General features: G+C 70.0%; 11 protein-coding genes. All 11 read left to right on the top strand.

Going from position 1 to position 15,388, the window contains the following annotated elements:
- Positions 1 to 13: 13 nt before the first annotated feature.
- The 11 genes from nuoE to recQ all read left to right on the top strand — a co-directional run bounded on the left by nuoE (position 14) and on the right by recQ (position 15,366).
- On the top strand, positions 14 to 844 hold the full coding sequence (nuoE, locus tag OG892_RS23875) for an NADH-quinone oxidoreductase subunit NuoE (protein WP_073732751.1): 831 nt from the start codon (positions 14 to 16) through the stop codon (positions 842 to 844).
- The gene (gene nuoF / locus OG892_RS23880; RefSeq protein WP_327338500.1) at positions 841 to 2,208 is read left to right on the top strand and encodes an NADH-quinone oxidoreductase subunit NuoF; all 1,368 of its coding nucleotides are present in this window, start codon (positions 841 to 843) and stop codon (positions 2,206 to 2,208) included. The genes nuoE and nuoF overlap by 4 nt, the downstream gene beginning before the upstream one ends.
- Entirely contained in the window at positions 2,205 to 4,712 is a 2,508-nt protein-coding gene (locus tag OG892_RS23885) for an NADH-quinone oxidoreductase subunit G (protein ID WP_371630246.1), read from the top strand. Before nuoF ends, OG892_RS23885 begins: the two co-directional genes overlap by 4 nt.
- Positions 4,709 to 6,112 (top strand): NADH-quinone oxidoreductase subunit NuoH, encoded by a 1,404-nt coding sequence (gene nuoH, locus OG892_RS23890; RefSeq protein WP_371630247.1) that lies wholly within the window; start codon positions 4,709 to 4,711, stop codon positions 6,110 to 6,112. Before OG892_RS23885 ends, nuoH begins: the two co-directional genes overlap by 4 nt.
- Complete coding sequence (nuoI, locus tag OG892_RS23895) at positions 6,105 to 6,839, top strand: NADH-quinone oxidoreductase subunit NuoI (protein ID WP_371630248.1); 735 nt, start codon at positions 6,105 to 6,107, stop codon at positions 6,837 to 6,839. The genes nuoH and nuoI overlap by 8 nt, the downstream gene beginning before the upstream one ends.
- Positions 6,836 to 7,666, top strand: coding sequence for an NADH-quinone oxidoreductase subunit J (locus OG892_RS23900; RefSeq protein WP_073732747.1), 831 nt, complete (start codon positions 6,836 to 6,838; stop codon positions 7,664 to 7,666). The genes nuoI and OG892_RS23900 overlap by 4 nt, the downstream gene beginning before the upstream one ends.
- Positions 7,663 to 7,962 (top strand): NADH-quinone oxidoreductase subunit NuoK, encoded by a 300-nt coding sequence (gene nuoK, locus OG892_RS23905; protein WP_024493678.1) that lies wholly within the window; start codon positions 7,663 to 7,665, stop codon positions 7,960 to 7,962. Before OG892_RS23900 ends, nuoK begins: the two co-directional genes overlap by 4 nt.
- A gap of 15 nt (positions 7,963 to 7,977) precedes the next feature.
- Positions 7,978 to 9,873: an NADH-quinone oxidoreductase subunit L gene (nuoL, locus tag OG892_RS23910; protein ID WP_328865822.1), complete on the top strand. Its 1,896-nt coding sequence runs from the start codon at positions 7,978 to 7,980 to the stop codon at positions 9,871 to 9,873.
- A gap of 4 nt (positions 9,874 to 9,877) precedes the next feature.
- Positions 9,878 to 11,473, top strand: coding sequence for an NADH-quinone oxidoreductase subunit M (locus OG892_RS23915; RefSeq protein ID WP_073732745.1), 1,596 nt, complete (start codon positions 9,878 to 9,880; stop codon positions 11,471 to 11,473).
- A complete protein-coding gene (gene nuoN, locus OG892_RS23920) occupies positions 11,470 to 13,134 on the top strand; it encodes an NADH-quinone oxidoreductase subunit NuoN (RefSeq protein WP_199884276.1) in 1,665 nt (554 codons plus the stop codon). Before OG892_RS23915 ends, nuoN begins: the two co-directional genes overlap by 4 nt.
- 198 nt (positions 13,135 to 13,332) lie before the next feature.
- Complete coding sequence (recQ, locus tag OG892_RS23925; protein ID WP_371631677.1) at positions 13,333 to 15,366, top strand: DNA helicase RecQ; 2,034 nt, start codon at positions 13,333 to 13,335, stop codon at positions 15,364 to 15,366.
- The last annotated feature ends 22 nt before the right edge of the window (positions 15,367 to 15,388 follow it).

Below are 15,388 nucleotides of genomic sequence, written 5' to 3' on the forward strand. Positions count from 1 at the left end.
AGTCAGTCTGGGGATGCCGCAGCTCCCCGCCCCCGCCTACCCGGCCGAGGTGCGCGCCAGGCTCGAAGCGGACGCGAAGGAGGTGATCGCCCGCTACCCCGGCAGCCGCTCCGCGCTGCTGCCGCTGCTGCACCTGGTGCAGTCGGAGGAGGGGTTCGTCTCCCGTACGGGCATGACGTTCTGCGCCGAGCTGCTCGGCCTCACCACCGCGGAGGTCACCGCGGTCGCCACCTTCTACTCGATGTACCGGCGCAAGCCCAGTGGCGACTACCAGGTCGGCGTCTGCACCAACACGCTCTGCGCGGTGATGGGCGGCGACGCGATCTTCGACACGCTCAAGGAGCACCTCGGCGTCGGCAACGACGAGACGACGGAGGACGGCAAGGTCACCCTCGAACACATCGAGTGCAACGCGGCCTGCGACTTCGCGCCCGTCGTGATGGTGAACTGGGAGTTCTTCGACAACCAGACGCCCGAGAGCGCGACGCGGCTCGTCGACGACCTGATCGCCGGACGCACCGTCGAGCCCACCCGCGGCGCCCCGCTGTGCTCGTACAAGGACACCGCCCGGATCCTGGCCGGTTTCCCCGACGAGCGCCCCGGCGCGGTCGAGGCGACCGGCGGCGCCGGACCCGCCTCGCTGATCGGCCTGAAGCTGGCCAAGGGCGAGGCCACCCCGCAGCCCCGCGTGGTGAGCCCGCGCGGCGAAGCACCGCGTGATGAAGCACCGCGTGACGAACCGCAGAAGGGTGCCGAACACCTCAGCTCCCACGACGCACCACAAGAGACCTCGGCATCCGACCCGGACCACCCGGCCGGTCCCGCCGCCGAGGAGGGGGAGTGATGACGTTGGCCGCCGAAATCGACAAGAACGGGACCAGCCCCGAGAAGCTTCTGGCACCGGTCCTGTCCGCCTTCTGGGACGAGCCCGAGTCCTGGACCCTGGAGACGTACCGCCGCCACGAGGGGTACGAGGGACTGCGCAAGGCCCTCGCCATGCCCCCGGACGACCTCATCGCGTACGTCAAGGACTCCGGTCTGCGCGGCCGGGGCGGCGCGGGCTTCCCCACCGGGATGAAGTGGCAGTTCATCCCGCAGGGCGACGGCAAACCGCACTACCTGGTGGTCAACGCCGACGAGTCGGAGCCGGGGACCTGCAAGGACATCCCGCTCCTCTTCGCCAACCCGCACAGCCTCATCGAAGGCATCGTGATCGCCTGCTACGCGATCCGCTCCTCGCACGCCTTCATCTACCTGCGCGGCGAGGTCGTCCCCGTACTGCGGCGGCTGCACGAGGCCGTGCGCGAGGCGTACGAGGCGGGCTATCTCGGCAAGGACATCCTGGGCTCCGGTCTCGATCTGGAACTCACCGTGCACGCGGGTGCCGGCGCCTACATCTGCGGTGAGGAGACGGCGCTGCTCGACTCCCTCGAAGGACGGCGCGGCCAGCCCCGGCTCCGGCCGCCCTTCCCCGCGGTCGCCGGTCTGTACGCCTGCCCCACTGTGGTGAACAACGTCGAGTCCATCGCCTCGGTTCCCGCGATCCTGAACAAGGGCAAGGACTGGTTCAAGTCGATGGGCAGCGAGAAGTCCCCGGGCTTCACGCTCTACTCGCTCAGCGGACACGTCGCGGGACCCGGCCAGTACGAGGCCCCGCTCGGCGTCACCCTGCGCCAGCTCCTCGACATCAGCGGCGGCATGCGCCCCGGCCACCGGCTCAAGTTCTGGACCCCGGGCGGCTCCTCCACCCCGATGTTCACCGAGGAGCACCTCGACGTGCCCCTCGACTACGAGGGCGTCGGCGCCGCCGGATCCATGCTCGGCACCAAGGCGCTCCAGTGCTTCGACGAGACGACCTGCGTCGTGCGCGCCGTCACCCGCTGGACCGAGTTCTACGCCCACGAGTCCTGCGGCAAGTGCACGCCCTGCCGCGAAGGCACCTACTGGCTCGTCCAGTTGCTCCGCGACATCGAGGCCGGCAAGGGGCAGATGTCCGACCTGGACAAGCTGAACGACATCGCCGACAACATCAACGGCAAGTCGTTCTGCGCCCTCGGTGACGGCGCGGCCTCACCGATCTTCTCCTCGCTCAAGTACTTCCGCGAGGAGTACGAGCAGCACATCACGGGCCAGGGCTGCCCCTTCGATCCCGCCAAGTCGACCGTCTGGGCCGACGACAAGAACGCTCACCGGGGGGTGAACGCATGACAGTCACCACGAGTGCGCCCTCCGGGGGCGGCGAGGCGGCTCTCCCGCCCGAGGACCTCGTCACGCTGACCATCGACGGCATCGAGATCAGCGTGCCCAAGGGCACCCTGGTCATCCGGGCCGCCGAACTCCTCGGCATCGAGATCCCGCGCTTCTGCGACCACCCGCTCCTCGACCCGGCCGGCGCCTGCCGCCAGTGCATCGTCGAGGTCGAGGGCCAGCGCAAGCCGATGGCGTCCTGCACCATCACCTGCACCGACGGCATGGTCGTCAAGTCGCAGATCACCTCGCCCGTCGCGGAGAAGGCCCAGAAGGGGGTGATGGAGCTCCTGCTCATCAACCACCCGCTGGACTGCCCGGTCTGCGACAAGGGCGGCGAGTGCCCCCTGCAGAACCAGGCGATGTCGCACGGCGGCGCCGACTCCCGCTTCGACGGGAAGAAGCGCACCTTCGAGAAGCCCGTCCCGATCTCCGCCCAGGTGCTGCTGGACCGTGAGCGGTGCGTGCTCTGCGCGCGCTGCACCCGGTTCTCCAACCAGGTGGCGGGCGACCCGATGATCGAGCTGATCGAGCGCGGCGCGCTCCAGCAGGTCGGCACCGGCGAGGGCGACCCGTTCGAGTCGTACTTCTCCGGCAACACCATCCAGATCTGCCCGGTGGGCGCGCTGACCTCGGCGGCCTACCGGTTCCGCTCCCGCCCCTTCGACCTGGTGTCCTCGCCCTCGGTGTGCGAGCACTGCGCCGGCGGCTGCGCGACGCGCACCGACCACCGGCGCGGCAAGGTCATGCGGCGGCTGGCCTCCAACGACCCCGAGGTCAACGAGGAGTGGCTCTGCGACAAGGGCCGCTTCGGCTTCCGCTACGCCCAGCAGCGCGACCGGCTCACCACCCCGCTGGTGCGGGGCGAGTCCGGCGAGCTGGAGCCGGCGAGCTGGCCGGAGGCGCTGGCAGCGGCAGCCGCCGGGCTCGCCGCCGCACGCGGCAGGGCCGGCGTCCTCACGGGCGGCCGGCTGACCGTCGAGGACGCGTACGCCTACAGCAAGTTCGCCCGGATCGCCCTGGACACCAACGACATCGACTTCCGGGCCCGGGTGCACAGCAGCGAGGAGGGCGACTTCCTGGCCGCCCGCGTCGCCGGGCGCGGCCGCGACCTGGACGGCGGCGGGGTCACGTACACCTCGCTGGAGAAGGCCCCGGCCGTGCTGCTGGTCGGCTTCGAGTCCGAGGAGGAGGCGCCCGGCGTCTTCCTGCGGCTGCGCAAGGCCAACCGCAAGAGCGGCCAGCGGACCTTCGGGATCGCCTCGCACGCCACCCGCGGGCTCACCAAGGCGGGCGGCACCCTGCTGCCGGCCGCCCCCGGTACCGAGACGGAGTGGCTGGACGCGATCGCGGGCGGCGTCGGCCTGGACGGCGACGGAGCCGCCGCGGCCGAGGCGCTGCGCGGCGACGGCGCCCTGATCGTGGTGGGGGAGCGGCTGGCCGGAGTGCCGGGCGGGCTGAGCACCGCGGTACGGGCCGCCACCGCGACCGGCGCCACCCTGGTGTGGATTCCCCGCCGGGCCGGCGAGCGCGGTGCGGTGGAGGCGGGCGCGCTCCCGTCGCTGCTGCCCGGCGGCCGCCCGGCCACAGACCCGCGGGCCCGGGACGAGGTGGCGGCCCTCTGGGGCGTCGCCGAACTCCCGTCCCGGTTCGGCCGCGACACCGGCCAGATCATCGAGGCCGCGGCCTCCGGCGAACTGGGCGCGCTGCTCGTCGCCGGGGTCGAGATCGCGGACCTGCCCGATCCGGAGCGGGCCCTGGAGGCCCTGGACCGGGTCGGCTTCCTGGTCTCGCTGGAGCTGCGCCCCAGCGAGGTCACGGACCGCGCCGACGTGGTGTTCCCGGTGGCCGCGGTCGCGGAGAAGTCCGGCACCTTCCTCAACTGGGAGGGCCGGGCGCGGATGTTCGAGGCCGCGCTGAAGCCGGAGCAGATGACCCGGACCCTCGCGCCGGGCGACGCCCGGGTGCTGCACATGCTGGCCGACGCGCTCGACGTCCACTTCGCGCTGCCGGACCTGAAGTCGGTCCGCCGCGAGCTGGACCGGCTCGGCGGCTGGCAGGGCACGCACGCGGAGGACCCGCGCGAACCGGCCCAGCCGCTGCCCCGGCCCGGTGACGGCGAGGCGGTCCTGGCGGGCCACCGGATGCTGCTGGACCTGGGCCGGCTCCAGGAGGGCGACACGGCGCTGGCCGGGACGCGGCACGCCGCGGTCGCCCGGCTCTCCGCCGTCACCGCCGCGGAGACCGGCGTCAAGGACGGCGATCTGCTGGCCGTCAGCGGCCCGGCCGGGAGCGTCGAACTCCCGCTCCGGGTCACCGACATGCCGGACCGGGTGGTCTGGGTGCCGCTGAACTCCACCGGACGGGGCGTGCCGGCCACAACCGGCGCCCAGCCCGGCGGTCTGGTGCGGATCGGTCCCGCCGCACCGGGTACTCCCGACGAGACACCGGAGGTGCGAGCGTGACTGCCCTCGCTCAACTGGCCGCGGCCCCGCACGGCGCGGTGCTCGCCGCAGAGGACCTGTCGATGTTCGGCACCGATCCCTGGTGGCTCGTCGTCGTCAAGGCGGTCTTCTGCTTCGCGTTCCTGATGCTGACCGTGCTCTTCTCCATCGTGTGGGAGCGCAAGGTCGTCGCCTGGATGCAGCTGCGCATCGGTCCCAACCGGCACGGCCCCTGGGGCATGCTCCAGTCGCTGGCCGACGGCATCAAGCTGATGCTGAAGGAGGACCTGGTCGTCAAGCGGGCGGACAAGGTCGTCTACATCCTCGCCCCGATCGTCGCCGCCGTACCGGCGTTCATGGCGATCGCGGTGATCCCGTTCGGCCCGTCCGGCAACGAGGTCTCGATCTTCGGCCACCGTACGGCGATGCAGCTCACCGACCTGCCGATCGCGATGCTCTACATCCTCGCGGTCGCCTCGGTCGGGATCTACGGCATCGTGCTGGCGGGCTGGTCCTCCGGATCGACGTACCCGCTGCTCGGCGGTCTGCGCTCGTGCGCGCAGATGATCAGCTACGAGATCGCGATGGGCGCCGCGTTCGCCTCGGTGTTCCTCTACTCCGGTTCGATGTCGACCTCGAAGATCGTGGAGGCGCAGCAGGACCGCTGGTTCGTCCTGCTGCTGCCGGTCTCGTTCATCATCTACATCATCACGATGGTCGGCGAGACCAACCGCGCCCCGTTCGACATGCCCGAGTCCGAGGGCGACCTGGTCGGCGGCTTCAACACCGAGTACTCGTCCATCAAGTTCGCGATGTTCATGCTCGCCGAGTACGTCAACATGGTCACCGTCTCCGCGGTCTCCATCACCCTGTTCCTGGGCGGCTGGCGGGCCCCGTGGCCGATCAGCACCTTCTGGGAGGGCGCGAACCACGGCTGGTGGCCGATGCTCTGGTTCGTCCTCAAGGTCCAGCTGCTGCTGTTCTTCTTCATCTGGCTGCGCGGCACGCTGCCCCGCGTCCGCTACGACCAGCTGATGAAGCTGGGCTGGAAGGTCCTGATCCCGGTCTCCGTGGTCTGGCTGATGCTGGTCGCCACGGTGCGGGCGCTGCGCAACGAGGGCTACGACTACTCGAAGATCCTGCTCTACGTGGCCGGGGCCGTGATCGCGATCCTGCTGATCTCCTTCGTCGTCGACATGTTCCGCGACAAGAAGGGCCGGGACGCCGAGGCGGAACGGGAGCCGGAGCCGGCGTTCGACCCGATGGCGGGCGGATTCCCGGTGCCACCGCTGCCCGGACAGAGCCTGCCGCCGGTGCCGCGGCGCGTACCGCGCCGCGAACGCGAGCTCGTTGTCAGTGGCGGCGTGGATACTCAGAGTGACGGAAATCCGAGTGACGGAAAGGAGGCCGACCATGTCTGAACTGCCTGAGTCGCGGGGGTCCCAGGGGCCGCCGAAGGCCACCGGGCCGACGGGGTCGAGTGTGGCTTCCGGGGGCTCGGGGGCCGGCGGGTCCGCCCAGTCCCCGCAGTCCTCGGACGACAAGTTCCAGAATCCGGTGGCCGGCTTCGGCGTGACCTTCAAGGCCATGTTCAAGAAGCGGCTGACCGAGCAGTATCCGGAGACGCCGAAGGTGACGGCGCCGCGCTTCCACGGCCGGCACCAGCTCAACCGCCATCCGGACGGCCTGGAGAAGTGCATCGGCTGCGAGCTGTGCGCCTGGGCCTGTCCGGCGGACGCGATCTACGTCGAGGGCGCGGACAACACCGAGGAGGAGCGCTACTCCCCGGGGGAGCGCTACGGCCGCGTCTACCAGATCAACTACGCGCGCTGCATCCTGTGCGGACTGTGCATCGAGGCCTGCCCGACCCGGGCGCTGACGATGACCAACGACTTCGAGCTCGCCAACACCACCCGCGAGAGCCTCATCTACACCAAGGACGAGCTGCTCGCGGGCCTGGAGGAAGGCATGGTCGAGAGCCCGCACGCGATCTTCCCCGGCACGGACGAACAGGACTACTACCGGGGCCTGGTCACCGAGGCCGCCCCCGGCACGGAACGCCAGACCGCCGTCTCCAAGGGCGAGAAGCCGTCCGACAGCGACGGCGACAGCGAGAGCAACGGCTCGGCGCAGGAGGTGGACGCATGACCGGCCTGGCCGCCGCGGCCTCCCAGACGTCCACGGGCGAGGCCGTCCAGTTCTGGGTGCTCGGCATCGTCGCCGTGATCGGCGCGCTGTCCACCGTACTGATGAAGAGGGCCGTGCACAGTGCGCTGAGCCTCGCCGGGACCATGATCATCCTGGCGGTCTTCTACCTCGCCAACGGGGCGTACTTCCTGGGCATCGTCCAGGTCGTCGTCTATACCGGCGCGATCATGATGCTGTTCCTCTTCGTGGTCATGCTCGTCGGTGTCACGGCGGCGGACTCACTGAAGGAGACCCTCAAGGGCCAGCGCTGGCTGGCCATCGGCTGCGGCCTCGGCTTCGGTGTCCTCCTGATCGCCGGCATCGGCAACGCCTCGCTGAACAGCTTCAACGGGCTCGGCACCGCCAACGCGGAGCACGGCGGAAACGTGGAGGGGCTCGCCAGCCTCATCTTCACCAAGTACGTCTTCGCCTTCGAGATCACCGGCGCGCTGCTGATCACCGCGACGGTCGGCGCGATGGTGCTCACCCACCGCGAGCGCACCGAACGGGCCAAGACCCAGCGCGAGATGTCCGAGGACCGCGTACGCAGCAGCCACCTGCCGCCGCTGCCCGCCCCCGGTGTCTACGCCCGGCACAACGCCGTGGACATCGCCGGTCTGCTCCCCGACGGCACACCGTCCGAACTCACCGTGATGCAGACGCTGCGCAAGCGCGGCCAGATGCGCGATGTGTCCACCGAGTCGCTGGCCGAACTCAAGGCGCTGGAGCAGCGCTCCGGCGAACGGCTCGGCCGGGACGCCGCCGATGAAGAGGAGGTCGCCAAGTGAATCCGGTCAACTACCTCTATCTCGCCGCACTGCTGTTCACCATCGGCGCGTCCGGAGTACTGATCAGGCGGAACGCGATCGTGGTGTTCATGTGCGTGGAGCTGATGCTCAACGCCTGCAACCTCGCGTTCGTCACCTTCTCCCGCATGCACGGCAACCTCGACGGCCAGATCATCGCGTTCTTCACGATGGTCGTCGCCGCCGCGGAGGTCGTCGTCGGGCTCGCGATCATCGTGTCGCTGTTCCGTTCCCGCCACTCGGCCTCGGTGGACGACGCCAGCCTGATGAAGCTGTAAGGGGAGCTTGGAACCGTGGAGAACCTGATTGCGCTGCTTGTCGCGGCGCCCCTGCTCGGAGCGGCGGTCCTGCTGTGCGGCGGCCGACGCCTTGACCGCGTGGGCCACTATCTCGGCACCCTGCTCGCCGGCGCCTCCTTCGTCATCGGCGTGGTGCTCTTCCTCGACATGCTGGGGAAGGGCGCCGACGACCGGGCGCTGCACCAGAAGCTGTTCAGCTGGATTCCGGTCGAGGGCTTCCAGGCCGATGTGGCCTTCCAGCTCGACCAGCTGTCGATGACGTTCGTCCTGCTGATCACGGGTGTGGGCACGCTGATCCACATCTACTCGATCGGCTACATGGCGCACGACGAGCGCCGGCGCCGCTTCTTCGGCTATCTGAACCTCTTCCTCGCGGCGATGCTGATCCTGGTCATCGCCGACAATTACCTGCTGCTGTACGTCGGGTGGGAGGGCGTCGGCCTGGCGTCCTACCTGCTCATCGGCTTCTGGCAGCACAAGCCCAGCGCGGCCACCGCCGCGAAGAAGGCCTTCCTGGTCAACCGGGTCGGTGACATGGGCCTGTCGATCGCGATCATGCTGATGTTCACCACCTTCGGCACCTTCGCCTTCGGCCCCGTTCTGGCGGCCACCGACGGGGCGAGCGAGGGCAAGCTGACGGCGATCGGCCTGATGCTGCTGCTCGCCGCGTGCGGCAAGTCCGCCCAGGTGCCGCTGCAGTCCTGGCTCGGTGACGCGATGGAGGGCCCGACCCCGGTCTCGGCCCTGATCCACGCCGCCACCATGGTGACCGCGGGCGTCTACCTCATCGTCCGGTCCGGCGCGATCTTCAACGCCGCCCCGGACGCCCAGTTGGTCGTCGTGGTCGTCGGCGCGGTCACCCTGATCTTCGGGGCGATCGTCGGTTGCGCGAAGGACGACATCAAGAAGGCCCTCGCCGGTTCGACGATGTCGCAGATCGGCTACATGATCCTGGCCGCCGGGCTCGGCCCGATCGGCTACGTCTTCGCGATCATGCACCTGGTGACGCACGGCTTCTTCAAGGCCGGGCTCTTCCTCGGCGCCGGTTCGGTCATGCACGGCATGAACGACGAGGTCGACATGAGGAAGTTCGGCGGCCTGCGGAAGTACATGCCCGTCACCTTCGTCACCTTCGGCCTCGGCTACCTCGCAATCATCGGCTTCCCCGGACTGTCCGGCTTCTTCTCCAAGGACAAGATCATCGAGGCGGCCTTCGCCAAGGGCGGCACCGAGGGCTGGATCCTCGGCGCGGTCACCCTGCTGGGCGCCGCGATCACCGCGTTCTACATGACGCGCGTGATGCTGCTGACGTTCTTCGGCGAGAAGCGCTGGGTCCCGGACGCGGAGGGCCACGAGCCGCATCCGCACGAGTCCCCGAAGTCCATGACGATCCCCATGATCGTGCTGGCCTTCGGCTCGGTCTTCGCCGGTGGCTTCTTCTCCATCGGGGACCGCTTCCTGCACTGGCTGGAGCCCGTCACCGGCCACAGCCACGGAGACGCCCCGGTCAGCGCGACCACCGTCACCGCCGCCACCATGGTGGTGCTGGTGATCGGAGTCGGCGTCGCCTGGCTGATGTACGGGCGCAAGCCCGTGCCCGCGGTCGCCCCGCGCGGCTCGCTGCTCACCCGGGCCGCCCGCCGCGATCTCCTCCAGGACGACTTCAACCACGTGGTCCTGGTCCGCGGCGGCGAGCACCTCACCCGCTCCCTGGTCTACGTGGACCACACCCTGGTCGACGGGGTCGTCAACGGCACGGCCGCCTCCATGGGCGGGCTCTCCGGCCGGCTGCGCAAGCTGCAGAACGGCTACGCCCGCTCCTACGCGGTCTCGATGTTCGGCGGTACGGCGGTTCTCATCGCCGCGACCCTGCTGATGAGGGCGGTCTGATCACATGTCCTTTCCCCTCCTGACAGCGACGGCGGTGCTCCCGGCGATCGGCGCGATCGCCACCGCCGCCGTCCCGGCCGCACGGCGCACCGCCGCCAAATGGCTGGCGCTGCTCTTCTCGCTGGGCACCCTGGTGCTCGCGGGCATCGTGCTCGCCCGCTTCGAACCCGGCGGCAGCCGCTTCCAGCTCACCGAATCGCACGCCTGGATCAAGGACTTCGGCGTCCGGTACGAACTCGGGGTGGACGGCATCGGGGTGGCGCTCATGGCGCTCACCGCGCTGCTCATGCCCTTCATCATCCTGGCGGGCTGGCACGACGCCGACCCCCTGGAGAACCAGAGCCGGCGCTGGCGGCCCACCCAGGGCTTCTTCGCCCTGATGCTGATGACCGAAGCGATGGTGATCCTCTCCTTCGAGGCCACCGACGTCTTCGTCTTCTACATCCTCTTCGAAGCCATGCTCATCCCGATGTACTTCCTCATCGGCGGCTTCGGCGACCGGGCCACCTCCTCCGCGGCAGCCGCCGCGGCCGGTGGCGGTGACGAGAACGCCGCGGCGCAACGCTCGTACGCGGCCGTGAAGTTCCTCCTCTACAACCTGGTCGGCGGCCTCATCATGCTGGCCGCGGTGATCGGGCTCTACACGGTCGCGGGGACGTTCTCGCTCTCCGAGATCGCCGAGGCCCGCGCCAACGGCACGTTCTCCATGGCGACCAGCACCGAGCGCTGGCTCTTCCTCGGGTTCTTCTTCGCCTTCGCGGTGAAGGCCCCGCTGTGGCCGCTGCACACCTGGCTGCCCAACGCCATGGGCGAGGCGACCTCCCCGGTCGCCGTGCTGCTCACCGCGGTCGTCGACAAGGTCGGCACCTTCGCGATGCTGCGCTTCTGCCTCCAGCTCTTCCCGGAGGCCAGCAAGTGGGCCACCCCGGTGATCCTGGTCCTGGCGCTGATCAGCATCGTGTACGGGGCGCTGCTCGCCGTCGGCCAGCGCGACATCAAGCGGCTGATCGCCTACGCGTCGATCTCGCACTTCGGCTTCATCGTCCTCGGCATCTTCGCGATGACGAGCCAGGGCCAGTCGGGCGCGACGCTCTACATGATCAACCACGGCATCTCGACGGCCGCGCTGATGCTGGTGGCGGGCTTCCTGATCACCCGGCGCGGCTCGCGGCTCATCTCCGACTACGGCGGAGTCCAGAAGGTGGCGCCGATCCTGGCCGGCACCTTCCTGATCGGCGGTCTGGCCACCCTGTCGCTGCCGGGGCTCGCCCCGTTCGTCAGTGAGTTCCTGGTCCTGGTCGGCGTGTTCTCCGCCTATCCGGTGGCCGGCATCATCGCCACCACCGGGATCGTGCTCGCCGCGATCTACGTCCTGGTGCTCTACCAGCGGACGATGACGGGACCGGTCAAGGCCGAGGTCCAGGGCATGACGGACCTCAAGGTCCGCGAGCTGGTGGTGGTCCTCCCGCTGATCGCACTGCTGATCTTCCTGGGCGTCTACCCGAAGCCGCTGACCGAGATCGTCAACCCCGCGGTGAAGCACACCATGTCGGACGTACAGAAGAAGGACCCGCAGCCCGAGGTGGAGGCCGTCAAGTGAGCGCAACAGCTGTCCACAGCCTGTGGACAATGGCGGGCGGGGTGACATCGGCCGCTCCTGACGAGAAGTTCAAGGCGCCGGTCATCGAGTACGCCCAGCTGACCCCGGTCCTGATCGTGATCGGAGTCGCCGTACTGGGAGTGCTCGTCGAGGCCTTCGTGCCGCGCCGGGCCCGCTACCACACGCAGATCTTCCTGACCGTCGTCGCGCTGGTCGCCGCGTTCGCCGCGGTGATCGGCCTGGCGGCCGACGGATACGGCACGACGAAGGCGCACATCGCCGCGATGGGGGCGGTCGCCATCGACGGGCCCGCCCTGTTCCTCCAGGGCACCATCCTGCTGACGTCGCTGGTCGCCGTGTTCACCTTCGCGGAGCGGCGGCTCGACCCCGCCTCGCACGGCAACCACGTCGACTCGTTCGCCGCGCAGGCCGCCTCCGTGCCCGGCAGCGACAGCGAGAAGGCCGCGGTCAAGGCCGGGTTCACCACCACAGAGGTCTTCCCGCTGATCCTCTTCTCGGTCGCGGGCATGCTGGTCTTCCCCGCGGCCAACGATCTGCTGACGCTCTTCGTGGCCCTGGAAGTCTTCTCGCTCCCGCTCTACCTCCTGTGCGCCGTCGCCCGCCGCAAGCGGCTGATGTCGCAGGAGGCCGCGGTGAAGTACTTCCTGCTCGGCGCCTTCTCCTCGGCGTTCCTGCTCTTCGGGATCGCCCTGCTCTACGGGTACGCGGGCTCCGTCTCGTACGCCAAGATCGCCTCCGTCGTGGACGGGTCCATCCAGAAGATCGACCCGGCGCTCGCGGACACCATGGGCAACGACGCGCTGCTGCTCATCGGCGGCGCGATGATCCTGACCGGCCTGCTCTTCAAGGTCGGCGCCGTCCCCTTCCACATGTGGACCCCGGACGTCTACCAGGGCGCCCCGACCCCGGTCACCGGCTTCATGGCCGCGGCCACGAAGGTCGCCGCGTTCGGCGCCCTGCTGCGCCTGCTGTACGTGGTGCTGCCGGGCCTCACCTGGGACCTGCGCCCGGTCATGTGGGGCGTCGCGATCGTCACGATGCTGGGCGGTGCGATCGTCGCCATCACCCAGACCGACATCAAGCGGCTGCTGGCCTACTCCTCGATCGCGCACGCCGGGTTCATCCTGGCCGGTGTCATCGCGGCCACCCCGGAGGGCATCTCCTCGGTCCTCTTCTACCTGGCCACGTACTCCTTCGTGACGGTCGGCGCCTTCGCCGTCGTCACCCTGGTGCGCGACGCGGGCGGCGAAGCGACGCACCTGTCGAAGTGGGCCGGGCTCGGCCGCCGCTCCCCGCTGGTCGCCGCGGTCTTCGCGGTGTTCCTGCTGGCCTTCGCCGGTATCCCGCTCACCTCGGGCTTCTCCGGGAAGTTCGCGGTGTTCAAGGCCGCGGCCGACGGTGGCGCGGGCGGACTGGTCGTCGTCGGTGTGATCTCCTCCGCGATCGCCGCGTTCTTCTACATCCGGGTCATCGTGCTGATGTTCTTCAGCGAGCCGAAGGCGGACGGCCCCACGGTCGCCGTCCCGTCCCCGCTGACGATGACCACGATCGCGGTCGGGGTCGCGGTCACGCTGGTGCTCGGCCTGGCCCCGCAGTACTTCCTGGACCTGGCGAGCCAGGCGGGAGTCTTCGTGCGGTAGGGCGGTAGGGCGGTAGAGCGAGGCGTCCCACCGCGGGAACAGCGCCGGACGGGCTTGGAAGTCAAGCCCGTCCGGCGCTGTCGTACGCGGCGCCTATCGTGGCAGGAGAGCGCGAGGAAAAGAACGGGCCGGATGCCGGGGGACAGAGCGATGAGCGGGACGGGCAGGACAGGCGTGACAGACGTGACAGACGTGACCATGGATGTGACCGAGAGCGATGCACGGCAGACGCTCCACCGGGTCTTCGGGTACGAGACGTTCCGGGGCGAGCAGGAAGCGGTCGTCGACCACGTGGTGGCCGGCGGGGACGCCGTCGTGCTCATGCCGACCGGTGGCGGCAAGTCGCTCTGCTACCAGATCCCGTCCCTGGTCAGGTCCGGTACGGGCATCGTCATCTCGCCGCTGATCGCCCTGATGCAGGACCAGGTGGACGCGCTGCGGGCGCTGGGCGTGCGGGCCGGGTTCGTCAACTCCACGCAGGACCTCGACGAGCGGCGCTCGATGGAGGCCCAGTTCGTCGCGGGCGAGCTGGACCTGCTGTACCTCGCGCCCGAGCGGCTCCGGCTGGACTCCACGCTCGGCCTGCTCTCGCGCGGCGAGATCTCCGTCTTCGCCATCGACGAGGCGCACTGCGTCGCCCAGTGGGGCCACGACTTCCGGCCGGACTACCTGGCCCTGTCCGTCCTGGGCGAGCGCTGGCCCGACGTACCGAGGATCGCGCTGACGGCGACGGCGACCGCGGCCACGCACCAGGAGATCACCCAGCGTCTCGGCATGCCCGACGCCAAGCACTTCGTGGCGGGCTTCGACCGGCCCAACATCCAGTACCGCATCGTCCCCAAGGCCGACCCGAAGAAGCAGCTGCTGACCTTCCTCAAGGAGGAGCACGCCGGGGACGCGGGCATCGTCTACTGCCTCTCGCGCAACTCCACCGAGAAGACCGCCGAGTACCTCTGCCGCAACGGCATCGAGGCAGTGCCGTACCACGCGGGTCTGGACGCCGGGATCCGAGCACGCCACCAGTCCCGCTTCCTGCGCGAGGAGGGCCTGGTCGTCGTCGCGACGATCGCCTTCGGCATGGGCATCGACAAACCGGACGTCCGCTTCGTCGCCCACCTCGACCTGCCCAAGTCCGTCGAGGGCTACTACCAGGAGACCGGCCGCGCCGGCCGTGACGGCGCCCCCTCCACGGCCTGGATGGCCTACGGACTCCAGGACGTCGTCCAGCAGCGCAAGCTCATCCAGGGCGGCGAGGGCGACGAGGCCTTCCGCCGCCGGGCCGCCTCGCACCTGGACTCCATGCTGGCCCTGTGCGAGACCGTGCGGTGCCGCCGGGCCCAGCTGCTGAAGTACTTCGGCCAGGAACCCGCCACCGCCTCCTGCGGCAACTGCGACACCTGCCTGGCCCCGCCCGAGACCTGGGACGGCACGGTGGTCGCCCAGAAGCTGCTGTCCACGGTCGTACGGCTGAAGCGGGAGCGCGGGCAGAAGTTCGGCGCGGGCCAGATCATCGACATCCTGCTGGGCCGCAAGACGGCGAAGATCATCCAGTTCGACCACGACCAGCTCTCGGTGTTCGGCATCGGTGAGGAGCTGGCGGAGGCGGAGTGGCGCGGCGTGGTCCGCCAGTTGCTGGCCCAGGGCCTGCTCGCGGTCGAGGGCGAGTACGGCACGCTGGTGCTCACGGAGGAGAGCGGTTCGGTGCTCGGCCGGGAGCGCGAGGTGCTGCTGCGCAAGGAGCCGAAGAAGGTCGCCCCGGCCCGCTCCTCCTCGTCGAAGAGCGGCAAGGGCAAGGCAGCCGCCGTCGCCGACCTCCCGGAGTCGGCGGTCCCGGTCTTCGAGGCACTGCGCGCCTGGCGCGGCGCCCAGGCCAAGGAGCTGGGCCTCCCGGCGTACGTGATCTTCCACGACGCGACGCTGCGGGAGATCGCCGCGCTCCGGCCGGGTTCGCTCGCGGAGCTGGGCGGGATCAGCGGCCTGGGCGAGAAGAAGCTGGCGACGTACGGGGAGGGCGTGCTGGAGGTGCTGGCAGGGCTCCCGGCCGCCGACGCGGAACCCGTCACCCCGACGGAGGCGGCCCCGGCGCCCGCGACCTCCGCCCCGGCAGCAGCCCCCGCGGCCCAGGCCCGGGTGCCCGCCCCGGCACCCGCTCCGGCACCCGCCGCTGCGACCGCTGCCCCCGGCGCCGACCCGGAGTTCGGCTGGGACGAGGAGCCGCCGGAGTACGAGTGAGCAGTGCCGGGCGCGGTCCGCT

Origin of the sequence: Streptomyces sp. NBC_00341, assembly GCF_041435055.1 — a bacterium.
Lineage (GTDB): Bacteria > Actinomycetota > Actinomycetes > Streptomycetales > Streptomycetaceae > Streptomyces.

What these genes read in the sequence shown, in the direction of transcription:
- recQ (WP_371631677.1), top strand. Translation starts at nt 13,333, where the DNA reads ATGGATGTGACCGAGAGCGATGCACGGCAGACGCTCCACCGGGTCTTC.
- nuoI (WP_371630248.1), top strand. Translation starts at nt 6,105, where the DNA reads ATGTCTGAACTGCCTGAGTCGCGGGGGTCCCAGGGGCCGCCGAAGGCC.
- OG892_RS23915 (WP_073732745.1), top strand. Translation starts at nt 9,878, where the DNA reads ATGTCCTTTCCCCTCCTGACAGCGACGGCGGTGCTCCCGGCGATCGGC.
- nuoE (WP_073732751.1), top strand. Translation starts at nt 14, where the DNA reads ATGCCGCAGCTCCCCGCCCCCGCCTACCCGGCCGAGGTGCGCGCCAGG.
- OG892_RS23885 (WP_371630246.1), top strand. Translation starts at nt 2,205, where the DNA reads ATGACAGTCACCACGAGTGCGCCCTCCGGGGGCGGCGAGGCGGCTCTC.
- OG892_RS23900 (WP_073732747.1), top strand. Translation starts at nt 6,836, where the DNA reads ATGACCGGCCTGGCCGCCGCGGCCTCCCAGACGTCCACGGGCGAGGCC.